Annotated in this window: 23 protein-coding genes, 1 tRNA gene and 1 pseudogene; 12 read left to right on the top strand and 13 right to left on the bottom strand. The window is 61.0% G+C overall.

Annotated features, from left to right (window positions below):
* The first annotated feature begins 13 nt into the window (after positions 1-13).
* Complete coding sequence (locus tag AYR47_RS08740) at positions 14-289, top strand: hypothetical protein (RefSeq protein WP_061434934.1); 276 nt, start codon at positions 14-16, stop codon at positions 287-289.
* 126 nt (positions 290-415) lie between these two features.
* On the opposite strand, the gene AYR47_RS08745 is transcribed toward AYR47_RS08740, so the two are convergent.
* The 4 genes from AYR47_RS08745 to AYR47_RS08760 all read right to left on the bottom strand — a co-directional run bounded on the left by AYR47_RS08745 (position 416) and on the right by AYR47_RS08760 (position 4,138).
* Positions 416-491, bottom strand: a tRNA-Phe gene (locus AYR47_RS08745).
* A 103-nt stretch (positions 492-594) separates the two neighbouring features.
* Positions 595-867, bottom strand: coding sequence for an oxidative damage protection protein (locus tag AYR47_RS08750; RefSeq protein ID WP_010213895.1), 273 nt, complete (start codon positions 865-867; stop codon positions 595-597).
* Positions 864-1,931, bottom strand: coding sequence for an A/G-specific adenine glycosylase (gene mutY, locus AYR47_RS08755; RefSeq protein ID WP_061434936.1), 1,068 nt, complete (start codon positions 1,929-1,931; stop codon positions 864-866). Before mutY ends, AYR47_RS08750 begins: the two co-directional genes overlap by 4 nt.
* Positions 1,928-4,138, bottom strand: a complete 2,211-nt coding sequence (locus AYR47_RS08760; protein WP_061434938.1) for an AsmA family protein — start codon at positions 4,136-4,138, stop codon at positions 1,928-1,930. Before AYR47_RS08760 ends, mutY begins: the two co-directional genes overlap by 4 nt.
* 326 nt (positions 4,139-4,464) lie before the next feature.
* Between AYR47_RS08760 and AYR47_RS08765 the strand changes: the two genes are divergently transcribed.
* From AYR47_RS08765 to AYR47_RS08795, 7 genes are all read left to right on the top strand, one after another.
* Positions 4,465-6,126, top strand: a complete 1,662-nt coding sequence (locus AYR47_RS08765) for an OFA family MFS transporter (protein WP_033896905.1) — start codon at positions 4,465-4,467, stop codon at positions 6,124-6,126.
* A 214-nt stretch (positions 6,127-6,340) separates the two neighbouring features.
* On the top strand, positions 6,341-6,934 hold the full coding sequence (gene hisB / locus AYR47_RS08770; RefSeq protein WP_003218037.1) for an imidazoleglycerol-phosphate dehydratase HisB: 594 nt from the start codon (positions 6,341-6,343) through the stop codon (positions 6,932-6,934).
* On the top strand, positions 6,934-7,572 hold the full coding sequence (gene hisH, locus AYR47_RS08775; RefSeq protein ID WP_061434940.1) for an imidazole glycerol phosphate synthase subunit HisH: 639 nt from the start codon (positions 6,934-6,936) through the stop codon (positions 7,570-7,572). The genes hisB and hisH overlap by 1 nt, the downstream gene beginning before the upstream one ends.
* The gene (locus tag AYR47_RS08780) at positions 7,573-7,830 is read left to right on the top strand and encodes a DUF2164 domain-containing protein (RefSeq protein ID WP_061434941.1); all 258 of its coding nucleotides are present in this window, start codon (positions 7,573-7,575) and stop codon (positions 7,828-7,830) included.
* Positions 7,831-7,869: 39 nt separating this feature from the next.
* Positions 7,870-8,607 carry a 1-(5-phosphoribosyl)-5-[(5-phosphoribosylamino)methylideneamino]imidazole-4-carboxamide isomerase gene (gene hisA, locus AYR47_RS08785; RefSeq protein WP_003187784.1) on the top strand — a complete coding sequence of 246 codons (738 nt, stop codon included), beginning with the start codon at positions 7,870-7,872 and terminating at the stop codon, positions 8,605-8,607.
* A 9-nt stretch (positions 8,608-8,616) separates the two neighbouring features.
* The gene (hisF, locus tag AYR47_RS08790) at positions 8,617-9,387 is read left to right on the top strand and encodes an imidazole glycerol phosphate synthase subunit HisF (RefSeq protein ID WP_003171107.1); all 771 of its coding nucleotides are present in this window, start codon (positions 8,617-8,619) and stop codon (positions 9,385-9,387) included.
* A 67-nt stretch (positions 9,388-9,454) separates the two neighbouring features.
* Positions 9,455-10,210, top strand: coding sequence for a substrate-binding periplasmic protein (locus AYR47_RS08795; protein WP_033896910.1), 756 nt, complete (start codon positions 9,455-9,457; stop codon positions 10,208-10,210).
* Here the strand turns inward: AYR47_RS08795 and AYR47_RS08800 are convergent.
* The 5 genes from AYR47_RS08800 to gpmI all read right to left on the bottom strand — a co-directional run bounded on the left by AYR47_RS08800 (position 10,163) and on the right by gpmI (position 16,614).
* Complete coding sequence (locus AYR47_RS08800) at positions 10,163-11,455, bottom strand: Vps62-related protein (RefSeq protein ID WP_061434942.1); 1,293 nt, start codon at positions 11,453-11,455, stop codon at positions 10,163-10,165. The genes AYR47_RS08795 and AYR47_RS08800 overlap by 48 nt on opposite strands.
* Positions 11,456-11,519: 64 nt before the next feature.
* The gene (locus AYR47_RS08805) at positions 11,520-12,305 is read right to left on the bottom strand and encodes a divergent polysaccharide deacetylase family protein (RefSeq protein ID WP_061434943.1); all 786 of its coding nucleotides are present in this window, start codon (positions 12,303-12,305) and stop codon (positions 11,520-11,522) included.
* A gap of 1 nt (position 12,306) precedes the next feature.
* Positions 12,307-13,623, bottom strand: coding sequence for a S41 family peptidase (locus tag AYR47_RS08810; RefSeq protein ID WP_033896914.1), 1,317 nt, complete (start codon positions 13,621-13,623; stop codon positions 12,307-12,309).
* A gap of 30 nt (positions 13,624-13,653) precedes the next feature.
* The gene (locus tag AYR47_RS08815; protein ID WP_061434945.1) at positions 13,654-14,949 is read right to left on the bottom strand and encodes a murein hydrolase activator EnvC family protein; all 1,296 of its coding nucleotides are present in this window, start codon (positions 14,947-14,949) and stop codon (positions 13,654-13,656) included.
* Positions 14,950-15,087: 138 nt separating this feature from the next.
* Entirely contained in the window at positions 15,088-16,614 is a 1,527-nt protein-coding gene (gene gpmI, locus AYR47_RS08820; protein WP_033896916.1) for a 2,3-bisphosphoglycerate-independent phosphoglycerate mutase, read from the bottom strand.
* Between the two features lie 151 nt (positions 16,615-16,765).
* On the opposite strand from gpmI, the gene AYR47_RS08825 reads away from it, so the two are divergent.
* The 3 genes and pseudogenes from AYR47_RS08825 (at position 16,766) to secB (ending at position 17,957) form a co-directional block, all read left to right on the top strand.
* Positions 16,766-17,179 carry a rhodanese-like domain-containing protein gene (locus tag AYR47_RS08825; RefSeq protein ID WP_010213877.1) on the top strand — a complete coding sequence of 138 codons (414 nt, stop codon included), beginning with the start codon at positions 16,766-16,768 and terminating at the stop codon, positions 17,177-17,179.
* Position 17,180: 1 nt separating this feature from the next.
* Positions 17,181-17,436, top strand: a pseudogene (gene grxC / locus AYR47_RS08830) (glutaredoxin 3).
* Positions 17,437-17,477: 41 nt separating this feature from the next.
* Entirely contained in the window at positions 17,478-17,957 is a 480-nt protein-coding gene (secB, locus tag AYR47_RS08835) for a protein-export chaperone SecB (RefSeq protein ID WP_010213875.1), read from the top strand.
* 45 nt (positions 17,958-18,002) lie between these two features.
* On the opposite strand, the gene AYR47_RS08840 is transcribed toward secB, so the two are convergent.
* Positions 18,003-18,458, bottom strand: coding sequence for a tRNA (cytidine(34)-2'-O)-methyltransferase (locus AYR47_RS08840; protein ID WP_016979127.1), 456 nt, complete (start codon positions 18,456-18,458; stop codon positions 18,003-18,005).
* Here AYR47_RS08840 and AYR47_RS08845 point away from each other — a divergent pair.
* On the top strand, positions 18,457-18,897 hold the full coding sequence (locus AYR47_RS08845; protein ID WP_061434947.1) for a hypothetical protein: 441 nt from the start codon (positions 18,457-18,459) through the stop codon (positions 18,895-18,897). The two genes, AYR47_RS08840 and AYR47_RS08845, sit on opposite strands and share 2 nt — an antisense overlap.
* Positions 18,898-19,302: 405 nt before the next feature.
* Here the strand turns inward: AYR47_RS08845 and ntrC are convergent, their stop codons facing one another.
* From ntrC to AYR47_RS08860, 3 genes are all read right to left on the bottom strand, one after another.
* Positions 19,303-20,739 (bottom strand): nitrogen regulation protein NR(I), encoded by a 1,437-nt coding sequence (gene ntrC, locus AYR47_RS08850; protein WP_016979129.1) that lies wholly within the window; start codon positions 20,737-20,739, stop codon positions 19,303-19,305.
* A complete protein-coding gene (gene glnL, locus AYR47_RS08855; protein ID WP_016979130.1) occupies positions 20,736-21,821 on the bottom strand; it encodes a nitrogen regulation protein NR(II) in 1,086 nt (361 codons plus the stop codon). The genes ntrC and glnL overlap by 4 nt, the downstream gene beginning before the upstream one ends.
* Before the next feature lie 287 nt (positions 21,822-22,108).
* Positions 22,109-22,534 (bottom strand): cupin domain-containing protein, encoded by a 426-nt coding sequence (locus AYR47_RS08860; protein ID WP_061434949.1) that lies wholly within the window; start codon positions 22,532-22,534, stop codon positions 22,109-22,111.
* Between the last annotated feature and the right edge of the window lie 42 nt (positions 22,535-22,576).

Genomic DNA, 22,576 nt, shown 5'->3' on the forward strand with positions numbered 1-22,576 from the left:
TACTGGAAGCATCATGGACATGACGAAAAAGGACTTTAAGCGGCCTGACTGTGGCCACGTGATCGGCCGTTCGCGAATTGGCTGGTTGAGCATCTGCTTCGACGGCGGCTGCAGCTACCCGGCGATGATCAATGTGCTGAGGGCGGTCTTCAAGCGCTATGGGCGCCTGGTGCGTTTTGGCGAGAAGCTGTCGGCCCAGGGGTGGATTGATCGGGTCGAGGAGCGGGGCTTTCAGTTCTCCGATCAGGAGCGTGTGGCGGTGTTTACGTTGATGTGGGATGGCAAGTGAAAGATCTTCTGGGGCGATGCTGAATCGCCTCAGGCTAGATCGATAAATCCGAGGCAACAAAAAACCCGCACTAGGCGGGTTTTTTGTGTGTTTCAGATGACGTTTGCACCACCTGAAACTGAATAGTGGTGCCCAGAGACGGAATCGAACCGCCGACACGGGGATTTTCAATCCCCTGCTCTACCGACTGAGCTATCTGGGCAACGGGGCGCATTAAACGGGTTTTTCAGGGGGTCGTCAAGCAAGTTTTCAAAAAATATTTAATTATTACCGTCGCTTACGTGCAGACCCCGGTTTTTGATCAATTATTGAGCAGGCGGCACGTAGCCGTCGGCCTTGGCGTAATCTTCGCCGGAAAAGAACTTGTCCATTTCGCCCGCCAGGTATTTACGGTCTTCGGCGTTCATCATGTTCAGGCGTTTTTCGTTGATCAGCAGGGTCTGGTGTTTCAGCCAGTCGCCCCAGGCTTTGGCGGAGACGTGCTCGAAAATGTCCTGGCCCTTGGCGCCTGGGTACGGAGGGCGTTCGAGGCCTGGCAATTCTTCTTTGTACTTGCGGCACATGATGGTGCGGGTCATGACGGAACTCCTGCATTCAATACATCGGCCGCGCGCTTCAGCAGTTTTTTTACCGGGGCAGCAAGGCCCAGGCGCGGCGGGGTGGCGAGGTTATACCAGAGCCAGTCGGCCTCGGCCACGTGATGGGCGGTTTCCTCGACCTGGACCAGCCAGGGTTCGATGGCGAGTTGGAAGTGGCTGAAGGTGTGGATCAGCCCCGGCAGTGCCTGTTGCGTGCCCAGCTCCAGCGCGTGCTGGTTGGCCAAGTGTTCCAGGTCTTGCAGGTCATCCAGCTCCGGCAAACTCCACAGGCCGCCCCACAGGCCGGTCGAAGGGCGGCGGTAAAGCAGGATCGCGCCCTCGGCATTGGCCAGCAACGGCATCAGCGTGCGCTTCTGCGGGATGGTCTTGCGTGGCTTGGGGATCGGGTAGCGCGTTTCCAGGCCAAGCATGTGGGCTTCGCAGCCTTTTTCCAGCGGGCACAATAGGCAGCTGGGTTTGCTGCGGGTACAGAGCGTGGCGCCCATGTCCATCATCGCCTGGGTGTAGGCGTTGACGCGATCATGGGGCGTGAAGCGTTCTGCGGTGGCCCACAGTTGCTTGGCCACCTTGGGCTCGCCTGGGTAGCCCTCTTGCGCGGTAAAGCGCGCCAGTACACGTTTGACGTTGCCGTCGAGGATCGGCGCACGCAGGCCCATACTCAGGCTGGCGATTGCGCCGGCGGTGGACAAGCCGATGCCAGGCAGCTCGGTGAGCTTCTCGACATCCCTGGGAAACTCGCCGCCGTACTCGGCCACGACAATCTTCGCGGTTTTTTGCAGGTTGCGCGCCCGGGTGTAGTAACCCAGGCCGGTCCACAGGTGCAGCACTTCATCTTCCGGCGCGGCGGCCAGAGCCTCGACCGTCGGCAGCGAGGCCATGAAGCGGTCGAAGTAATTGAGCACGGTGCTCACCTGGGTCTGTTGCAACATGATCTCCGAGACCCACACCCGGTAAGGCGTGATGCCCTGTTGCCAGGGCAGGTCGTGGCGACCGTGGCGGTCGTACCAGTCCAGCACCGCCGTTGAAAACTGCTCGTTTCTCATCGTTTGAACAGGCCTTTCAAAGCATCTTTGAGCTGTGGGTTCACCTTGTCGAGCTTCTCTTCCAGCTTTTCGTTCAGGCGGTTGCCGGCGGCCTTGATGGCGACCTGGCCGAGGCCGTCCTTGTCCAGGCGGCAGGCCTTGGCGCCCAGTTCCAGCGGGCCACGGCAGCGCAGCGGCACTTCGATGCCCTGGAAGTTCGAGCCCACCTGGCAGGCTGGGTCCGGGGTTTCGCGCTGGTCGCCTTCGACGATGATGCCGACGCGGTAGTCCATGCCCAGCACGCGCAGGTCGACGTCGCCGTTGCCGTTGACGGTCAGGCCTGGGATGCGCACTTTCAGGTCAGGGTTGCTGGCCACGCCGTTACGGAAGGTCAGGTTGCCCTTCAACTCCTGGAACGGTGTGTCCTTGCCTTGCGGCGTGCTGCTCAAGGTCTTGCGGTTGAGCAGGGCAATGCCGGTGCACAGTTGCTGTTCGAGGTTGGCGTTGAGCAACACACCGTTGTTGATCACAAAGCTGGCGGTGCCGTTGAGGCTGTCGATCAGGGCTTTCTGGCTATTGCCGCGACCCGTGAGATTGCTGTCGAGGGTGATCTGGCCCTTCACCGGCGGGTTTTGCCCTTGGGCTTGCAGGATGCGTTCGACCGGCACTTGCTTGATATGGCTTTGCAGCGCCAGCACCGGAATATCCTGGCGCACGTCAAGCGTACCGTTGGCCTGGAAAGTGCCGTTGTAGAGGCCGCCGCTCAAGGTGTCGAGCTTGAGCTGGCCATCGATGCCGGACGCTTTGAGCGCCGCATTCTGGATCGGCAGCTTGCTCAGGGTCAGTTGACCGAAGGCCAGGTCGGCATTCACATCCAGCGTGCGCAGTCGCGCCAGCGGCAGCAGTTTGTCGGTGCTCCAGGCGCCTTTGGTCGGCGCGTCAGGCAGCGGCGTGGTGCCGCCGGCGGCCATGGCACCGGCTTCGCTGTTCTGTACTTCGGCCTGGCGGGCTGCGGCTGCGCCCTTGGCGGATTCAGACTTGGCCGGCAGATAGTTGTCGGCGTTGAACGTATCGCCCTTGAGCTGGACGCGCAGGGATTGCTTGGCAAAGTCTTCCACGGCCAGACGACCGGTGAAGGTGCTGCCGTCGAGTTTCAGGTTCAGGTCTTCCAGGGCCAGGCTGGTCGGCGTGCCTTTGAGGCGGCTGACCAGTTCGACCTTGCTCAGGCTGCCCTCGGCCATCGGCGGCAACGGGTGGCCGATGCCATCGAGGAACTTGGCCAGGTCAAACTGGGCGATGGACAGCGCGCCGCTGAGTTGCGGGGTCTTGTCCAGGTCGTTGACCTTCAGCTCGCCCAAGGCGCGCAGTTGATTGGCCGACAACTTCATGTTGGTCCATTCGGCGATATTGGCCGCCTGGTCCACCAGCAATTGGCCCTGGGTGGAGAACGTCACGGTCTTGCCTTGCAGCGGCTCGCCCGTGGCTTCGCCGGTGATCTTCATGTCTTCAAGCTGATAGCGCTTGAGCGCACGCTGGATACGCAGGTTGCCGTTGAGCTCGGTCTTGACGCGCATTACCGGTTGGTTGCTGCCGAAGAAGGCGGTGAGCTTCACCGGAATGCTGGCACCTTCGTGCACGGCGCCGGCGCTCAGTTGGATGCTTTCGGCGCTGAACTGCTTGCCGGTCTGCTCGTCGTTGTATTCAACGCGGGCGTTGTTGACCGTCAGGCTGTCGATGTCCAGGCGGATGGGCTTCGAGGGTTTTTCCGGTTCGGTCTCGGCAGGTTGCTCGGTCGAGCCAGGGCTGCCGACGGTCGCCTCGCTGACGTTCTTGCCGATGTCTTCCCAGTTGCCGTGGCCTTGCTTGTCACGGTTGAGGCGCAGGTTCAGGCCTTCGACGCGTACATCGCTCATCTGCACTTCTCGGCGCAACAGCGGCAACACGCGTACAGAGAGGCCGAGCATCTGCAGGTCGGCGAACGGTTGGGTCGGCGCGGTCAGGGTCGCCACGCTGGCTTCGTGCAGTTCCAGGCCAAGCCAGGGGAACAGGCTCCAGCCGATATCGCCATTGAGCGTCAGCTCGATGTGGGCCTTGTCGCGGGCAATCTGGCGAATCTCGTCTTTATAGTCGTTGGGATCGAAGAGATGGGTCAGGGCAAAGCCTAGAGCCACAATGATCAGCAACAGCCCGAGAAGTACCAGACCCAGGATTTTGCCGAACGCTTTCATGGGCGAGTCCTTGTATGTCGATTTCAAAATTTAGCCGCAGAGTATAACGCCCGACGGCCTGCGTCAGTGCCCCGATCGTTACATTGTATCCAGGGACGGGGAAACGGGTTTCTGGCGTCAAACAAAACAGATTTCCCGAAAAAGGTGATATCAGTTTGGTTTTTCTGTCATCCACAGGTGCTAATCTGCGCAGGTTCGTCTGCCTTCTGCGACATAGCGTCGCGCTTAAATGGAGCTTTACTCAACAACAACGGCCAACGCTTTGCGTGCAAGGCCGAGGGAGAGAGCGCCTGACGGACACATACTAACAACTGGGGGAAACACCAATGAGCACTAGCACTGCGGCGGGTTCAACTGCCGCACAGCCTGCGTTCCTGTCCAAGGAACGCATTATCGCCAAGCCCGGCTTCAACCGCTGGCTGGTTCCACCGGCCGCCTTGGCCATCCACCTGTGCATCGGCATGGCCTACGGGTTCTCGGTGTTCTGGCTGCCACTGTCCAAGGCGCTGGGTATCACCAAACCGGTCGCCTGCGCGCCGGACATGAGCTTCATCAGCCAAGTCTTCTCGTCCCAATGCGACTGGCCCATCTCCATGCTGGGCTGGATCTACACCCTGTTCTTCATCTTCCTGGGCTGCTCGGCAGCGATCTGGGGCGGCTGGCTGGAACACGCCGGACCACGTAAAGCCGGTGTGGTATCGGCATTGTGCTGGTGCGGTGGCCTGTTGATCTCGGCGTTGGGTATCTATACCCACCAGATCTGGCTGATGTGGATCGGCTCCGGGGTCATCGGTGGTATCGGCCTGGGCCTGGGCTATATCTCGCCTGTGTCGACCCTGATCAAGTGGTTCCCGGACAAGCGTGGCATGGCCACCGGCATGGCGATCATGGGCTTCGGCGGTGGCGCGATGGTCGGTGCCCCGTTGGCAGCGGCACTGATGGGCCATTTCGCCACCCCAGACAGCGTGGGCGTATGGCAGAGCTTCCTGGTGATGGCTGCGATCTACTTCGTGTTCATGATCGGCGGCGCCTTGTCCTACCGCGTTCCGCCGACCGGCTGGAAGCCTGAGGGCTGGACCGCGCCGGCGAAAAAAGCCAGCAACGCGATGATCACTCACCGTCACGTACACGTGAACGTAGCGTGGAAAACCCCGCAATTCCGCCTGGTCTGGTTGGTGCTGTGCCTGAACGTCTCCGCCGGTATCGGCATCCTCGGCATGGCTTCGCCACTGCTGCAGGAAGTGTTCGGCGGCAAGCTGCTGGGTGTGGATGTGCCGTTTGGCCAACTGGATGCGGGCCAATTGGCTTCCATCGCTGCCATCGCCGCAGGTTTCACCGGTCTGTTGAGCCTGTTCAACATCGGTGGCCGGTTCTTCTGGGCGTCGTTCTCCGACTACCTGGGCCGTAAAAACACCTACTTCGTGTTCTTCGCTCTGGGCTTTGCCCTGTACGCGCTGATCCCGAACCTGGGTCATCTGGGCAACGTGGCGCTGTTCGTGGCCGCGTTCTGCATCATCCTGTCGATGTACGGCGGTGGTTTTGCGACCGTTCCGGCCTACCTGGCTGACCTGTTCGGTACACAGATGGTCGGTGCGATCCACGGTCGTCTGCTGACAGCCTGGGCTGCGGCGGGTGTGCTGGGCCCGGTACTGGTGAACTACCTGCGTGAGTATCAACTGAGCATCGGCGTAGAGCGCGCCGCTGCCTATGACATCACCTTGTACATCCTCGCCGGCCTGCTGGTGCTGGGTTTCATCTGCAACCTGCTGGTTCGTCCAGTGGCCGACAAGTACTTCATGACCGACGCCGAACTGGCCGCCGAACAGGCGCTGGGCCACGACAAAGGCGCGGACGCGACCACTTCCCTGGAGTGGAAAGCCGCCCCTGGCACCGTGCCGTTGGCAATCGCTGCGTGGCTGGTGGTGGGTATTCCGTTGGCGTGGGGTGTGTGGGTGACCCTGCAGAAGACGGCGGTACTGTTCCACTAAGTTGCAGTAATCAGATAGGCCTGGCTCCTGTGGGAGCCGGGCTTGTTGTGGCAAGCCCGCTCGCCACATAAGCGGGTACCCACATGTATGCACATGTCTATCCCCGACATTCCTCGCTTCAACTCGTCAGTCTTATCCCCTCCGATGTTTCTGTTTAGCGCCCGCGCCCCTATAATGGCTGCCTTTTTCGCCCAATGATTTTGCGGAGCTGGTGATGGCCGAACGTAAGGCGTCCGTCGAGCGCGACACTCTGGAAACCCAGATCAAAGCCTCGATCAACCTGGATGGCACCGGAAAGGCCCGATTTGATATCGGTGTACCTTTTCTTGAGCACATGCTGGACCAGATCGCCCGTCACGGGCTGATCGACCTGGATATCGTCAGCAAAGGCGACCTGCACATCGACGACCACCACACGGTGGAAGACGTGGGCATCACCCTCGGCCAGGCGTTTGCCAAGGCCATCGGCGACAAAAAAGGCATCCGTCGCTACGGCCACGCCTATGTCCCGCTGGACGAAGCGCTGTCGCGCGTAGTCATCGACTTCTCCGGCCGCCCAGGCCTGCAGATGCACGTGCCCTACACCCGCGCCACCGTGGGCGGCTTTGACGTCGACCTGTTCCAGGAATTCTTCCAGGGTTTCGTCAACCACGCACTCGTCAGCCTGCACATCGACAACCTGCGCGGCACCAACACCCACCACCAGATCGAAACCGTGTTCAAGGCTTTCGGCCGCGCGCTGCGCATGGCTGTCGAGCTGGATGACCGCATGGCCGGGCAAATGCCCTCGACCAAGGGCGTCCTGTAATGCAGACGGTCGCGGTTATCGATTACGGCATGGGTAACCTGCACTCGGTGGCCAAGGCCCTCGAACACGTAGGGGCCGGCAAGGTGCTGATCACCAGCGATGCCAGCGTGATTCGCGAAGCCGACCGGGTGGTGTTTCCCGGCGTCGGCGCGATTCGTGATTGCATGGCCGAGATCCGCCGCCTGGGCTTTGACAGCCTGGTGCGCGAAGTCAGCCAGGACCGTCCGTTCCTCGGTATCTGCGTGGGCATGCAAGCCTTGCTCGACCGCAGTGAAGAGAACGACGGCGTCGACTGCATCGGCCTGTTCCCAGGCCAGGTGAAGTTCTTCGGCAAGGACCTGCACGAAGACGGCGCTCACTTGAAAGTCCCACACATGGGCTGGAACGAAGTCAGCCAGACCGTCGACCACCCACTGTGGCACGACATTCCGGACCTGGCGCGTTTCTACTTCGTGCACAGCTACTACATTGCCGCCGGTAAACCGGGCCAGGTGGTGGGTGGCGGTCACTACGGCGTCGATTTCGCCGCCGCGTTGGCCGAGGGTTCGCGCTTTGCCGTGCAGTTCCACCCGGAGAAGAGCCATACCCATGGCCTGCAATTGCTGCAGAACTTCGCCACCTGGAACGGGCGCTGGTAAATGACCAGGAAGCCGAAGCAGCCGGTCTTGAGCCTCACACCTGAGCAGGAGAGTGAGGCTACCCTCAAGATCAAGCGCTTCATGGAGGATCGCTTCGAGCTCAAGTTGGGTTCGTTCGAGGTTGCCGAGATTCTTGAGCTGTTCACCACTGAAGTGGCTCCGCATTATTACAACAGGGCGATTTTCGATACGCAGACGCTCCTTAAAGAAAGGTTCGAAAGCATCGAAAGCGACCTGTGGTCGCTTGAGAAACCCTGATTTCCCAAGCATTGCTGAATATCGAATAAGGTTTGCCAGATGCTGATTATCCCCGCTATCGATCTCAAGGACGGCGCTTGCGTCCGTCTGCGCCAAGGCCGCATGGAAGACTCCACCGTGTTCTCAGATGACCCGGTGAGCATGGCTGCCAAATGGGTGGAAGGGGGCTGCCGTCGTCTGCATCTGGTGGACTTGAACGGCGCCTTCGAAGGCCAGCCAGTCAACGGCGAAGTAGTGACCGCGATTGCCAAGCGCTACCCTAACCTGCCGATCCAGATCGGCGGCGGTATCCGCTCCCTGGAAACCATCGAGCACTACGTCAAGGCCGGCGTGAGCTACGTGATCATCGGCACCAAGGCCGTGAAGGATCCTGCGTTCGTTGCCGAAGCTTGCCGCGCGTTCCCAGGCAAAGTGATCGTGGGCCTGGACGCCAAGGATGGCTTCGTCGCCACTGATGGCTGGGCTGAAATCAGCACCGTGCAAGTCATCGACCTGGCCAAGCAGTTCGAAGCCGACGGCGTGTCCGCCATCGTTTATACCGACATCGCCAAAGACGGCATGATGCAGGGCTGCAACGTGCCGTTCACCGCCGCGTTGGCCGCTGCGACCAAGATCCCGGTGATCGCTTCCGGCGGCATCCACAACCTGGGCGACATCAAGTCGCTGCTGGACGCCAAGGCGCCCGGCATCATCGGCGCCATTACCGGTCGCGCGATCTACGAAGGTACTTTGGACGTCGCCGAAGCCCAGGCTTACTGCGACGCCTACAACGGCTGAGGACTGACCATGGCGCTGGCCAAACGCATCATCCCTTGCCTGGACGTCGACAACGGTCGCGTGGTCAAGGGCGTCAAGTTCGAGAACATCCGTGACGCCGGCGACCCGGTGGAAATCGCCCGTCGCTACGATGAGCAAGGTGCCGACGAGATCACCTTTCTCGACATCACCGCCAGCGTCGACGGCCGCGACACTACGTTGCATACCGTGGAGCGCATGGCCAGCCAGGTGTTCATCCCGCTGACCGTGGGCGGCGGCGTGCGCACCGTGCAAGACATCCGCAACCTGCTCAATGCCGGCGCGGACAAGGTCTCGATCAACACCGCCGCGGTGTTCAACCCGGAGTTTGTCGGCGAAGCCGCGCAACACTTCGGTTCGCAATGTATCGTGGTCGCCATCGACGCCAAGAAAGTCTCTGGCCCTGGTGAAACCCCGCGCTGGGAGATCTTCACCCATGGCGGGCGCAAGCCGACCGGCCTGGACGCAGTGGAGTGGGCAATGAAGATGGAAGGCCTGGGCGCGGGTGAAATCCTGCTGACCAGCATGGACCAGGACGGCATGAAAAACGGCTTCGACCTGGGCGTGACGCGTGCCATCAGTGATGCGCTGGGTATTCCGGTGATCGCTTCCGGCGGCGTCGGCAACCTGCAACACTTGGCCGACGGCGTCATCGAAGGCCACGCCAGTGCAGTGCTGGCGGCGAGTATTTTCCACTTTGGCGAATACACCGTTCCCGAGGCTAAAGCCTACATGGCTGCGCGCGGTATCGTCGTTCGCTGAATGCTGCTGGACACCATGGCAAGTGCGCGGCACTCTCTGCGCTTGCCATGGATTCCGGTAGCCCTTCATGTTCAAACATCTTCTGCTTGCCCTCGCCAGTACGTCCATCCTTTTGGCGGGCCCGGCCCACGCCGAGGAGCCGTCTGACACCGCCCTGGTGTTGCTGACGGAAAACTTCCCGCCGTACAACATGGCGAAAAACGGCAAGAACTTCGCCAAGGAAGACAACATCGAAGGCATCGCCGTGGACATCGTGCGCGAAACCTTCAAGCGTGCCGGCATTTCCTACAACCTGACCTTGCGTTTTCCTTGGGAGCGCATCTACAAACTCGCCCTGGAAAAGCCCGGTTACGGCGTGTTCGTGATGGCGCGCCTGCCGGACCGTGAAGCCCTGTTCAAATGGGTCGGCCCCATCGGCCCGGACGACTGGGTGTTGCTGGCCAAGGCTGACAGCAAAATCCAACTGACGGACCTTGAGCACGCACGGCGCTACAAGATTGGCGCGTACAAAGGCGATGCCATCGCCGAGACCCTGGAGAAGCAGGGACTCAATCCGGTCGTTGCGCTGCGTGACCAGGACAACGCGCAAAAGCTGATGGATGGCCAGATCGACCTGTGGGCCACCGGTGATCCGGCGGGCCGTTATCTGGCCCGCCAGGTCGGGGTGACTCAACTCAAAACCGTCTTGCGTTTCAACAGCGCCCAGTTGTATCTGGCGCTGAACAAAGACGTGCCGGATGAGGTGGTTGCCAAGCTTCAGGCGGCACTCGATCAGTTACGGGGTGAGGGTGTCGTCGAACAAATTGTAGCTCGTTACCTCTAGCTCAGGCTGAGCTAACGGCGGGATCGAGGGCGCAAGTGTCTCTTCGGGTTGCGGCTCGGACTCTCGGGATTCGCTCAGGTAAACGTGATCGCCATTGGTATAGCTGACCGTGCCTGACACTTGGCTGCCGTCCTGGCGTAACAGCCGGTATTCACTGTGCAGAAGGTAGGCCGCAACGGCTTTGTTCGGCGCAATGTAGGTGACGATTTCCAGTGGCGACGGTTGGCTCCAGCCTTTCGCCGAGCGTTGCATATGGGTGAACTCGCGCTGCAGATGCGCTGAGAAGGCCGGATCAAAGGCGGGTGCGTACACGGGCCACTCTTGGCTCAGGTCGACATTTGTATTGAAGGCCAAGGCTTTGGCATTGCCTCCTTGCTCGCCTTTGGTGGCGGTCCACATGAATGGCTGGCTGGTTGCCTCAGTGTTGTGCCCGAAGCCTGCGAGCATGTGGCGATCGGTGCGCTCCAGCCGGTAAACCGGTGACGACTGAAACTGTTCGACTGCTGTCAATTCCGGGTCTTTTACACAGAACCATGGAATCTCGCATACCTGGAGAGTCGGCGTGGTTTCTTCAAGGGTAGGGCTTTCAGTGCCGACGAGAACGGGTGTTGGCGGCAGGTCGTTGAGCGGCGCGGTCAGTGCCAGGCGTAGCGAATAGGTTGCAAGGCCTGGCCTGGCATAGCTGTTATTGGCGACGAACGTGCCGGGAGCCAAGTAGATTTCTCCCGCTGATGCATCGGGAGGCATGATCGACCATGTGCTCAAATCGCTGGCGGAACCGCTGCCTTTGTCATTCCAGATCAGCTCGCCCACGTTGGACGCCACCACCAGATCTTCGCGTACACAGCGCACGGCATGGCGCGAGGGTTTGTCGTAGTTCACGCCGTACACCAGTCCCATCGCCACATAGCCCTGTGGTGGTATGGGGCGCCAGATAGATGCGTTGCTGAGTGCACCGGTGCCTTCGTCGTGCCACACCAATTGGTAATCCACTGGCGGGCGCAGCGCTGTGCCATCGACTTTGTTGGCGTCGCTGACCACGGCGACGACGTTGCTTTGATTGATGTTGCGATAGTGATTGACCGCAATGTCGCCCAAGGAAAAAAACGGGTTCAGTGCGTCGGACGCTGTGCTGGGGCGCCACAAGCCGATGGCGCTGTGCGCGCCCGATCCCTTGTCGTTCCACAGGGGCAGGAATTCGTTGGTGAAGCTGATGAGCAGATCGTTGAATTGCAGAGGGTTCATGGGTGAATTCTCCAGTTGATGGACGCCTCAACTATCGGAGAATGAACGCGGTGCCGAGCGGTATCTATCTACGGGCTGGAAGGTAGATGCCGTTTTTTCCATGGCCTGCCATCGCCTGGTTGCTGCGCACGCTGATCATCAACTTGATATCGATCCAGTCGACGCCCCGGGCCTTGAGCTTGGGCAGTTCGCGCTCAAGCACCGCGAGGGTCTGTGGGTAGGGGTGACCGATCATTACCGCCGAGCCCTGCTTATGGGCCAGTTTGATCGCCGTTTGCAGTTGCGTGGTGATCGCCGCTTCGGTGCGCTCGTCATCGAGGAATACATCCCGTGAAACATGGGCCAGGCCAATCTTCTGGGCCTCGGCCGCCGCCACGGTTTGCGCGCTGGTGCGGCTGTCGACAAAGAACTTGTTGCGCCGTTGCAGTTCAGCCATCAACCAGGCCATGGCGGCGGGTTGCGCAGTCATGCGGCTGCCCATGTGGTTGTTGATCCCGGCGGTGTAGGGCACGGCCTTGAAGGCAGCGTCCAAGCGCTTGCCGAGTTCTTCGATGGGCAGCTCGGGGTGCCAGGCAAACGGACCGGTGGCCGGATCCATGGGCATATGCAGGATCACGATCTTGCCGGCCCTGTGCGCTTCGCGGGCGAATTCGGCTGCGTGGGGCGTGTCGGGCATGATTGCCGTGGTCACCGGCCCAGGCAAGGCCAGCACACGCCGATCCCTGGGCAGGTTTTGCCCAAGGTCGTCGATGATGAGGGTCAGGTAGGCTTTGGGCGGCTCGTTGGCCGGGGTCGCGTGGGCGAATCCAGCCAGGCTGCACAGCACAGCGATGATCAGGGCAAAACGCATATCAACGGCTGCGCGTGATGCTCAGGCCCTTGAGCAGGCTCAGCGCCTGGGCCAACTGGTAATCGTCGTCCTGCGGCATCGGCTTGGCTTTCTTGCTGCTGCCGGTTGGCTGGTCGGCACCGCCGTTGCCATTGCCCAGGTGACCTTGCAGATCGGCCTCTTTGTAGTACTCGCTGTCGATCTCGTTGGTGATCTTGGCCTTGCGCACCTCGATGTCCGGCACGATACCTTGGGCCTGGATCGAACGGCCATTCGGCGTGTAGTACAACGCGGTGGTGATCTTCAGCGCACGGTCGTTGTTCAGCGGCAGCACGGTTTGCACCGAGCCTTTGCCAAAGCTGGTGGTGCCCATCAATACACCGCGTTTCTGGTCTTGCAGGGCGCCGGCGACGATCTCCGAGGCCGAGGCGCTGCCGCCGTTGATCAGCACGGCCAGGGGCACGTTTTCGCTGAGGTCGTTGCCGGTGGCCGAGAAGCGCAGCTCGGAGTTGGCGATACGGCCCTTGGTGTAGACGATCAGGCCCTTGGTGATGAAGTGGTCGACCACTTCCACCGCCGACTGCAGCACGCCACCTGGGTTGTTGCGCAGGTCGAGCACGATGCCGTTGAGCTTCTTGCCATTGTCCTTGCGCAGCTTGGCCAGGGCCTTGGCCACTTCGTCACCGGTCTTGACCTGGAACTGGGTGATGCGGATGTAGCCGTAGCCCGACTCCAACAGCTGGCTCTTCACGCTCTTGACCACAATGGTCGCGCGGGTCAGCGTCACGTCGAACGGGTTGCCGCCGTCGCGCACCAGGGTCAGGGTGATTTTCTGGCCGATCTTGCCGCGCATCTTGTCGACGGCTTCGGTCATGGTCTGGCCACGGGTCGGCTGGCCGTTGATCTTCACGATGAAGTCGCCGGCCTGGATGCCGGCCTTGGACGCCGGAGTGTCATCGATCGGCGAGACCACCTTGACGTTGCCGTCTTCGGAGCCGACTTCAATGCCCAGCCCGCCGAACTCACCGCTGGTGCTTTCCTGCAGCTCGGCGAAGTCTTCCGGGCCCAGGTAGGCGGAGTGCGGGTCGAGGTTGCTGAGCATGCCCTTGATGGCATTTTCCAGCAGGGTCTTGTCATCTACGGGTTCGACATACGCGGCTTTGATCCGGTCCATGACCTCGGCAAAGGTGCGCAACTCGTCCAGCGGCAACGGCGCCTTGGTGGTCGCGGCCGAGGCAGCAGGTGCCGCCGGAGCGGCCTGGTCGGCAAATGCCAGAGGCGCGCCGATCACCAGGGCGATCGTCAGGGCCAGCGAAGTGAGGCGGGACAAATGCAGCATGTCGAACGAACTCCTAATGTAGATGCAGCCCTATCCTTGGGAACGGCACCATTGTGCAGGATCGCTCGGGCGACCCTGCTGACGAATAGCGAAGTACAGCGCCGGGGTGTCCTGGCCACCACTGTTACCGACAGTGGAGATGGATTCACCGGCTTTTACAACATCACCTGCCGACTTGAGTAAAGTCTGATTGTGGCCGTAAAGGCTCAAATAGCCATTACCGTGGTCAAGAATCACCAACAAACCGGCGCCGCGCAGCCAATCGGCAAACACCACGCGCCCACCGTGGACGGCGTGCACCTGGCTGCCGGCGGAGGCGCTGATCATCACGCCATCCCACTTCGCGCGGGTGTCATCGCCACGGGTTTCCCCAAAGCGTGCCAGTAATCGACCATCAACGGGCCATGGAAGTTTGCCGCGGGCTGAAGCAAAAGGGCCGCCGAAGTTTTCACCGGCGCTGGAAACCAGCGGGCCAGGCGCTGCACGCGCCGGTTTACGCGGTGCTGGCGCGTCCGAGGTGGCAGCCAGCTCGGCCTCACGCTGGCGCTTTTTTTCGGCTTCCTGCTGGGCGATCAGCGCTTTCTGCCGCGCTTCTTCGGCCTCACGTGCCTGGCGGGCCAGGGTTTCTTCGATGGTCTTGAGCACTTTGGCCAGGTCAGCCTGGTCCTGCTCGCGGGCCTGCAGCTTGGCGTCACGGGCCTTTACGTCATCATTGAGTTTGGCCAAGGCCAGTTGGCGTTCCTTGCGGACCTTGTCCAATTCGTTGCGCTGAGTGTCGAGGGCGACTTTCTGGTCTTGCAGCTGCGATTGCTGGTTGCCGATTTCCTGCTCGACGTTGACCAACTGGCGCAGGGTCTCATTGAAGCTTTTGAGTTGCTCCAGGCGGGCCTTGCTCAGGTAGTCGTAGTAGGTCAGGGTGCGCGCGAATTTCTCGGGGTTCTGCTGGTTGAGCAGCAACTTTAGGTATTCCTGGCGGCCGTTCTGGTAGGCGGCACGGGCCTGGATCGCGATCAGGCGTTGCTGTTCAACGCGTGCGCTCTGGAGTTTTTTTTTCTCAGCGTCGAGTCGCTCCAGTTCCGACTCGCTCTTCTTTAATTCTTTCTGCAGCTCCTGGACCTGCTTCTCCAGCTTGCCCATCTCGGTTTCCGTGCCGCGCAGGTCTTTCTGCACCCCGGATTTCTCTTCCTGGAGCTTGCCGAGCAGTTTTTTCAGCTCGGTAATATCCTGACGCGTAGCGTCCAACTGTTGTTGGGTTTGTGCGCGCTCATCGGCAAACGCCGGTTGGAGCAGGCAGACAAGAGCAAGGGTAATCAAGGCGCGAAGCATAGAGGCGGGCGACACCAGGGAAATGGACGGCCTAGTATGCCCGCCAAGCGCAGCAAAAAAAACGCCTCAAAGCCAACTGCTTTGAGGCGTTCGTCATAAAAAGCCGTTTAGGGCGATTTAATCGGTTGGTTTAAGGGGTTAAACCAATATCGAAGTACCGGTCATCTCCACCGGCTTCTCCAACCCCATCAGCATCAGCATAGTCGGCGCCACATCCGCTAGCACGCCGCCATCACGCACCTTGAAATCACGCTTGCCGACATAGATGAACGGCACTGGCTCGGTGGTGTGGGCGGTGTGGGCCTGGCCGGTGGATTCGTCGGACATCTGTTCGCAGTTGCCGTGGTCGGCGGTGATCAGTGCTTCGCCGCCGACCTTTTCCAGGGCATCGACAATGCGGCCGACGCACAGGTCCAGGCATTCCACGGCCTTGGTCGCGGCTTCCAGGTTGCCGCTGTGGCCGACCATGTCGCCGTTGGCGTAGTTGACCACGATCACGTCGTAACGCTGGTGTTCGATGGCGTCGACGATCTTGTCGGTGACTTCCGGTGCGCTCATTTCCGGCTGCAGGTCGTAGGTGGCGACCTTTGGCGATGGGATCAGGATGCGTTCTTCGCCTGGGAACGGCTCTTCGCGGCCACCGGAGAAGAAGAAGGTCACGTGGGCGTATTTTTCGGTTTCGGCAATGCGCAACTGGGTCTTGCCGTTTTTCGCCAGGTAATCGCCCAGCACGTTGTCCAGGCTGCCCGGTGCAAAGGCGGCGGGAGCCGGGATGCTGGCGGCGTACTGGGTCAGGCCCACGTACTGCACTTTCGGCTGGCGGGCGCGTTCGAATTCCTTGAAACCGTCTTCGACAAACACACGGCTCAGTTCGCGGGCGCGGTCGGCGCGGAAGTTCATGAACACCACGGCGTCGCCGTCTTCTACCTTCACCGGCTCACCAATAGTGGTGGCCTTGACGAATTCATCGCTCTCGCCACGGGCGTAGGCGGCTTCCAGGCCTTCCTGGGCGGTGGCGGCGTGGAATTCGGCCTGGCCGTCGACGATCAGGTTGTAGGCCTGGGAGACGCGGTCCCAGCGGTTGTCACGGTCCATGGCGAAGTAACGGCCCACCAGGCTGGCGATGCGGCCTTTGCCCAGCGCTGCGAAGGTGGCGTCGAGCAGTTCGATGGACGATTGCGCGCTTTTCGGTGGGGTGTCGCGGCCGTCGAGGAAGGCGTGCAGGTAGATTTTGTCGGCGCCGCGCTTGAAGGCCAGTTCGGCCATGGCCACCAGATGGTCCTGGTGGCTGTGGACGCCGCCATCGGACAGCAGGCCCATGAAGTGCACGGCCTTGCCAGCGGCCACTGCTTTATCTACCGCGGCGCAGATGGTCGGGTTCTCGAAGAACTCGCCATCGCGGATCGCTTTGGTCACGCGTGTGAAGTCTTGGTATACCACTCGTCCGGCGCCGAGGTTCATGTGGCCGACTTCCGAGTTGCCCATCTGGCCGTCCGGCAGGCCTACGTCCATGCCGGAACCCGAGATGAGTCCGTTGGGCACGGTGGCGGTCAGGCGGTCGAGTACCGGCTTCTTGGCCGCGTATACCGCGTTGTCGTGGTGGCTTTCACTGTGTCCGAAGCCATCGAGAATTATCAGGACCAAAGGTTTAGGCGTAGTAGTCATAGATCCTCTCGCGGCGGTAATAAAGGAAGACAATTGAAAAGGGAGTGGCAGTTTAAAGCGAAGTTCCGACCACGTCACCGCTTTACGGGGGTTGGCCCCCCCTGACGGCTGTGTATACTTACCGCCATTTTAACGCCCTGGAACCTCCTTGATGGTTGATCACCTGATTGCATTTGCCACTGCCCACTATCTGCTTGTGGGTGCCTTCGTCATCCTGCTGGCGCTGCTGATCGCTCACGAATTGAGCCGCGGTGGCCGCAGCCTGAGCACGGCGGAGCTGACCGCGCTGGTCAACAAGGACGAGGCCGTTGTCGTGGACATCCGCCCAGCCAAGGATTTCGCCACCGGCCACATCGTCGGTGCCCTGAACATTCCTCAGGACAAGCTGATCGCGCGCCTGGCCGAGCTGGAAAAGCACAAGGCCAAGACCATCATCCTGGTCGACGCCCAAGGCCAGCACGCCGGCACCCACGCCCGTGAAATGCTCAAGACCGGTTTCACCGCGGCCAAGCTGTCCGGTGGCATCAGCAGCTGGCGCGCCGATAACCTGCCGCTGGTGAAGTGATATGAGCCAGGTTGTCGTGTATTCCAGCGATTGGTGCCCTTACTGCATGCGGGCCCAAGGCCCTGCTTGAGAAAAAGGGCGTTGCCTTCGAAGAAATCAAGGTCGACGGCAAACCCCAGGTGCGCGCCGAAATGGCCCAGAAGGCGGGGCGCACGTCCGTGCCGCAGATCTGGATCGGCGCCAGGCACATCGGTGGTTGCGACGACCTGTTCGCCCTTGAGCGCGCCGGTAAACTCGATGCGCTGCTGCTCGTCTGACTCCTAAACCCTAAAAGACCCCAAGATCACAAGGATCTGCGATGACTGACCAACAGAACACCGAAGCTGCAGAAGCCCAAGCGCCACAGTTCTCGCTGCAGCGCATCTACGTGCGTGACCTGTCGTTCGAAGCGCCGAAAAGCCCGGCCATCTTCCGCCAGGAATGGACCCCTAGCGTTGCGCTGGACCTGAACACCCGCCAAAAAGCTCTGGAAGGTGACTTCCACGAGGTGGTGCTGACCCTGTCCGTGACCGTCAAGAACGGCGAAGAAGTGGCCTTCATCGCTGAAGTGCAACAGGCCGGTATCTTCCTGATCCAGGGCCTGGACGAAGCGTCCATGAGCCACACCCTGGGCGCGTTCTGCCCGAACATTCTGTTCCCGTATGCCCGCGAGACCCTGGACAGCCTGGTCACCCGTGGCTCGTTCCCAGCGCTGATGCTGGCTCCGGTGAACTTCGATGCCCTGTACGCTCAAGAGCTGCAGCGCATGCAACAGGAAGGTTCGTCGACGGTTCAGTAAACCGCCGATGCAACCCATAAAAAAGCGCCGTGACCGGCGCTTTTTTTATTTGAACCCGAGCTGGCGCCAACCTTCATAGACAGCAACCGCCACGGTATTGGACAGGTTCAGGCTGCGGCAGCCCTCGCGCATCGGCAAACGCAGGCGATGACCGTCGGGCAGCGCGTCAAGCACTTCCGCCGGCAGGCCCCGGCTTTCCGGGCCGAACAGGAAGGCGTCACCTTCGGCAAAGCTGACATCATGGAACGGCTGCGAACCCTTGGTGGTGAACGCGAACAACCGTGGGTGGCCCAGGCTTTCCAGGCAACTCGCCAGGTCTGCGTGGCGCTGGAGCGTGGCGTACTCGTGGTAGTCCAGCCCGGCGCGGCGCAGGCGCTTGTCGTCCATGTCGAAGCCCAAAGGCTCGATCAAATGCAGGTGGCAGCCACTGTTGGCGCACAGCCTGATAACGTTGCCGGTATTCGGCGGAATTTCTGGTTGAAAAAGGATGACGTGAAACATGCACGGCTCCGAAGGTAAAGATGCGCTGCATTCTACCCCCGAAGAGGACCCAAGACCGAAGCTAATGCCACGGGTCATGGGCTCTTTGGCAATTGTTGGCTTGATGGTGGGCCTGATGATCGGCCGCCTGACAACGCCAGACCCAGTCGAGTTGCAACAGGTCGAGACCGCAGCGGACGGCGTAGTGGTGTGGTTCAACAGCGAACCCAAGCTGCACGGCGAGCATATCGACGGCACCGTAGCGCTGCTGTTCGACGCGCAAGGCAAGGCTGGCAGTGGGCAACTCAAGGTCAATGACAAGGACGTGAACTGGCGGGTGCGCAAGACCGATGGCGGCCTGCTACTGAACCTGGTGGCGGCTCGGCCGTTGCGCGGGGAATGGAGAGGGGAAAAGACTGAAGGCCGCTGGCGGCTGGAGATCCATCTCCAAGAGCAATAAAAGAGGGAGTTCCCGGCCTGCCTGTACCAGGGCTCCCAAAACGGGGTGAAGCTTTTAAAGCTTCGGTGTTAAAGAGGGAATCCCCGGCCTGCCTGTACCGAGGTTCCCCAAAGTGGTGTGGAGCGCGACGCGATTCGCATCAAGCACCCCGGGTGTAAAGAGGGGATTCTCGGCCTGCCTGTACCAAGGTCCCCGAAACTGGGTAGTACAAGGGTTGTTGCAGGGCGCGTGCCAGAGTCGCCAAAGTGTGCCAAAAAATTTCTCCAGAAAGCGCAAAGCCCCGGAATACGGGGCTTTGGTGTTTTAGGCTTTTAGATTTTCATCAGTGAGGCCGAAGTCTCATAGGTTGGATCCATGCCCAATGGCGGTTCATGGTGCATTGAAGCGGTGCACCTTTAGCCCTCGTCAGCCCTCGTCGCCCTCGTCATCGTCACCACCATCGACCTTCATCCCCAATTCCTTGATCTTGCGAGTCAGGGTATTGCGGCCCCAGCCCAGTAACACGGCGGCATCGCGACGGCGACCGGCGGTGTGCTTCAGGGCGGTTTCGATCATGATCCGCTCGAACGCCGGCACGGCGCTGTCCAGCAGGTTCGACTGGCCGCGAGCCAGGGCCTGGTCGGCCCATTGGCGCAGGGCCTGCTCCCAGTTGGTCACAGGGGCCGAATCCTGCGGCAGGCTCAGCAGCTCCGGCGGCAGGTCGCTGATGTGCACTTCGCGCCCGGACGCCATCACCGTGATCCAGCGGCACGTGTTCTCCAGCTGGCGCACGTTGCCGGGCCACGGCAGGTTCTTCAGGTATTCCTCGGTCTCGCTTTTTAGCAGTTTTGGCTCGACGGCCAGCTCCTGGGCGGCGCGGCTGAGGAAATGGCGGGCCAGGGTGGGAATGTCTTCGCGGCGGTCCGACATCCGTGGAATGTGAATGCGGATCACGTTAAGGCGATGGAATAAGTCTTCACGGAATTTACCGGCGTGGACCAGAGTTTCCAGGTTCTGGTGGGTCGCCGCGATGATGCGCACATCCACCTTGACCGGCGTGTGCCCGCCCACGCGATAGAACTCACCGTCCGCCAGCACCCGCAGCAAGCGGGTTTGGGTGTCGGCCGGCATGTCGCCGATTTCGTCGAGGAACAAGGTGCCGCCGTCCGCTTGTTCAAAACGCCCACGACGCAGGTTGGCCGCGCCGGTGAACGCGCCTTTTTCGTGGCCGAACAGCTCGGACTCCATCAAATCCTTCGGGATAGCCGCCATGTTCAGCGCAATGAACGGCGAGGCCGCCCGTGGGCTGTGGCGGTGCAGCGCATGGGCCACCAGTTCTTTACCGGTGCCCGATTCGCCGTTGATCAGCACGGTGATGTTGGAGTGGCTCAAGCGCCCGATGGCGCGAAACACTTCCTGCATCGCCGGCGCTTCGCCGATGATTTCCGGGGTGCGGGTCAGGGCCGGTGGGGCTTCCTGGCTCTGCTGTTCCTGGGCGTGCTGGTTGGCGCGCTTGACCAGCGCCACCGCCTCGTCCACGTCGAACGGCTTGGGCAAATACTCAAAGGCGCCGCCCTGATAGGACGCGACAGCGCTGTCCAGGTCCGAGTGCGCGGTCATGATGATCACCGGCAGGCGTGGATGCTGCTCGCGAATCCGCGCCAGCAGGTCCAGGCCGCTGGCGCCGGGCATGCGGATGTCGGAGATGATCACGTCGGGCTGCTGGCGTGCCAGGCGGCTCATCACCCCGTCGGCGCTGTCGAAGCTCTGGGTGGTCATGCCTTCCTGTTGCAAGGCTTTCTCGAGGACCCAGCGGATAGAACGGTCGTCATCGACGATCCAGACAGTTTCACTACGGCTCATGTCGATGGGGCTCCTTGTTCCAGTGGCAGAAAGATCGAGAAGGTGGTGTGGCCAGGATGGCTCTCACATTCGATCAGGCCCTGATGCTGGCTGATGATGTTCTGGGTAATGGCCAGGCCCAGCCCGGTACCGTCTGGGCGGCCGCTGACCATGGGAAAGAAAATGGTTTCCTGGAGTTCCGCAGGAATGCCCGGACCGTTGTCGATGATCTCGACCTTGGTCACCAGTCGATGGCGCACGTGGCCGATGGTGAACTGGCGCAGGGCGCGGGTGCGCAGGCTGATGCGGCCCAGGCGCAGCTCGTTCTGGCTGCTGATGGCCTGCATGGCGTTGCGCACGATATTGAGTACCGCCTGGATCATCTGTTCGCGGTCGATCAGTACATCCGGAATACTGGGGTCATAGTCGCGCACCAAGGTGATGCAGCCCTGGCTTTCGGCCTCGACCAGTTGGCAGACACGCTCCAGCACTTCGTGCACGTTGGTCATCGCCAGCGACGGCAGCTTGTTGGAGCCGAGCATGCGGTCCACCAGGTTACGCAGGCGGTCGGCCTCTTCGATGATGACGTTGGTGTAGTCCTTGAGGTTCTCGTCCGGCAGCTCGCGGGCCAGCAACTGCGCCGCGCCACGGATGCCGCCGAGTGGGTTCTTGATTTCATGGGCCAGGCCGCGCACCAGCATCTTGCTGGTCTCCTGCTTGGACAGCTGCGCTTCCTCCTTGGTGATGCGCAGCAGGCGGTCACGGGGGTGCACTTCCAGCAACAGCAGGGTGGCACCGTTGCTCAGGATGGGGGTCACGGCGTAGTCGACGGTCAGCGTCTGTCCCGTAAGCGCCGTGAGCATCGCCTCGCGCTTGGTGAACGGGTGCGCCTGCTCCACCGCCTGGCGCAGCGAGCTCAAGGCTTCGGCCGACTCGGTGAACAATTCGCTGATGAACTGCCCATGGCTGCGCTGGCCGCTGATAGCCAGGAGCATCTCCGCCGCCGGGTTCATGTACTCAAGGCGCAGGTCGTCATTGAGCAGGATGGTCGCGGTGGTCAGGTTGTCGAGTAGCAAACGGTGCAGTGCATCGCTGATGGTCATCAGGACCTCTTTTGGAGCAAGGCGCGGGCTTGAGGCACACGCTGATACAAGGAAAATGCAAAAACCAAACCAAGGCTCCGAAAAGAAGCGTGCAAGCCCTGAAATGGGGGTTTTAGGCGCGAAACTGTGGCGTTCTGCCAGCTTGCTCGGGAAGTTTCGAACCAAAATGGGCTGGACAGGTGGGAAGGGTGCAGCCTATCGCACCAATATAGTGCGGTTTTGTGAAGGTTGTTCAGGAAGTGGTGAGCGGACCGTTTTCTATATGAGGTGAAAACGATCCGCAGCGGTCAGTGTTGCTCTGACAGCGGCATGCCTGGGGTGCCCGCATAAAACACCAGAAGCTCCACCGGGGTGTCTCCGGTGACGCCGCGATGCTCGGTGCCCACCATCTCGGCCAGGGCTTGGCCTTGCCTCAAGGTGCGCGTAGCCCCGCTGCTGCGGGCTTCAACGGTCAATTCACCCGAAACAATGTAGGCGGCGTTGGGCATGGGGTGGGTGTGCCAGGGCAGTTGCGTGCGCGCAGGGATCTTCAGGCGTATCAGCGTGAGCTGCGGCGGGCCAGCGGGGTAGGCCCTATAGGGCATGCCGTCCCACGACTCGCTGCTTTCAAGCAATACTTCTTTCTCGATTTGCGTAGCGTCCTTTGGTTGGGCGCCGCAGCCAAGCAGCGTTAAACCCAGCATTGTTGCGATCAAACACTTGCAGATATCCATGGTTCCATCCTGTTCGGTCAGTGAACAGGCAGGCTATGGCGA

This window comes from Pseudomonas azotoformans (genome assembly GCF_001579805.1).
In the GTDB taxonomy this organism is placed as follows: domain Bacteria; phylum Pseudomonadota; class Gammaproteobacteria; order Pseudomonadales; family Pseudomonadaceae; genus Aquipseudomonas; species Aquipseudomonas azotoformans_A.

What these genes read in the sequence shown, in the direction of transcription:
- AYR47_RS08740 (WP_061434934.1), top strand. Translation starts at nt 14, where the DNA reads ATGGACATGACGAAAAAGGACTTTAAGCGGCCTGACTGTGGCCACGTG.
- AYR47_RS08750 (WP_010213895.1), bottom strand. Translation starts at nt 867, where the DNA reads ATGACCCGCACCATCATGTGCCGCAAGTACAAAGAAGAATTGCCAGGC.
- mutY (WP_061434936.1), bottom strand. Translation starts at nt 1,931, where the DNA reads ATGAGAAACGAGCAGTTTTCAACGGCGGTGCTGGACTGGTACGACCGC.
- AYR47_RS08760 (WP_061434938.1), bottom strand. Translation starts at nt 4,138, where the DNA reads ATGAAAGCGTTCGGCAAAATCCTGGGTCTGGTACTTCTCGGGCTGTTG.
- AYR47_RS08765 (WP_033896905.1), top strand. Translation starts at nt 4,465, where the DNA reads ATGAGCACTAGCACTGCGGCGGGTTCAACTGCCGCACAGCCTGCGTTC.
- hisB (WP_003218037.1), top strand. Translation starts at nt 6,341, where the DNA reads ATGGCCGAACGTAAGGCGTCCGTCGAGCGCGACACTCTGGAAACCCAG.
- hisH (WP_061434940.1), top strand. Translation starts at nt 6,934, where the DNA reads ATGCAGACGGTCGCGGTTATCGATTACGGCATGGGTAACCTGCACTCG.
- AYR47_RS08780 (WP_061434941.1), top strand. Translation starts at nt 7,573, where the DNA reads ATGACCAGGAAGCCGAAGCAGCCGGTCTTGAGCCTCACACCTGAGCAG.
- hisA (WP_003187784.1), top strand. Translation starts at nt 7,870, where the DNA reads ATGCTGATTATCCCCGCTATCGATCTCAAGGACGGCGCTTGCGTCCGT.
- hisF (WP_003171107.1), top strand. Translation starts at nt 8,617, where the DNA reads ATGGCGCTGGCCAAACGCATCATCCCTTGCCTGGACGTCGACAACGGT.
- AYR47_RS08795 (WP_033896910.1), top strand. Translation starts at nt 9,455, where the DNA reads ATGTTCAAACATCTTCTGCTTGCCCTCGCCAGTACGTCCATCCTTTTG.
- AYR47_RS08800 (WP_061434942.1), bottom strand. Translation starts at nt 11,455, where the DNA reads ATGAACCCTCTGCAATTCAACGATCTGCTCATCAGCTTCACCAACGAA.
- AYR47_RS08805 (WP_061434943.1), bottom strand. Translation starts at nt 12,305, where the DNA reads ATGCGTTTTGCCCTGATCATCGCTGTGCTGTGCAGCCTGGCTGGATTC.
- AYR47_RS08810 (WP_033896914.1), bottom strand. Translation starts at nt 13,623, where the DNA reads ATGCTGCATTTGTCCCGCCTCACTTCGCTGGCCCTGACGATCGCCCTG.
- AYR47_RS08815 (WP_061434945.1), bottom strand. Translation starts at nt 14,949, where the DNA reads ATGCTTCGCGCCTTGATTACCCTTGCTCTTGTCTGCCTGCTCCAACCG.
- gpmI (WP_033896916.1), bottom strand. Translation starts at nt 16,614, where the DNA reads ATGACTACTACGCCTAAACCTTTGGTCCTGATAATTCTCGATGGCTTC.
- AYR47_RS08825 (WP_010213877.1), top strand. Translation starts at nt 16,766, where the DNA reads ATGGTTGATCACCTGATTGCATTTGCCACTGCCCACTATCTGCTTGTG.
- secB (WP_010213875.1), top strand. Translation starts at nt 17,478, where the DNA reads ATGACTGACCAACAGAACACCGAAGCTGCAGAAGCCCAAGCGCCACAG.
- AYR47_RS08845 (WP_061434947.1), top strand. Translation starts at nt 18,457, where the DNA reads ATGCACGGCTCCGAAGGTAAAGATGCGCTGCATTCTACCCCCGAAGAG.
- AYR47_RS08840 (WP_016979127.1), bottom strand. Translation starts at nt 18,458, where the DNA reads ATGTTTCACGTCATCCTTTTTCAACCAGAAATTCCGCCGAATACCGGC.
- ntrC (WP_016979129.1), bottom strand. Translation starts at nt 20,739, where the DNA reads ATGAGCCGTAGTGAAACTGTCTGGATCGTCGATGACGACCGTTCTATC.
- glnL (WP_016979130.1), bottom strand. Translation starts at nt 21,821, where the DNA reads ATGACCATCAGCGATGCACTGCACCGTTTGCTACTCGACAACCTGACC.
- AYR47_RS08860 (WP_061434949.1), bottom strand. Translation starts at nt 22,534, where the DNA reads ATGGATATCTGCAAGTGTTTGATCGCAACAATGCTGGGTTTAACGCTG.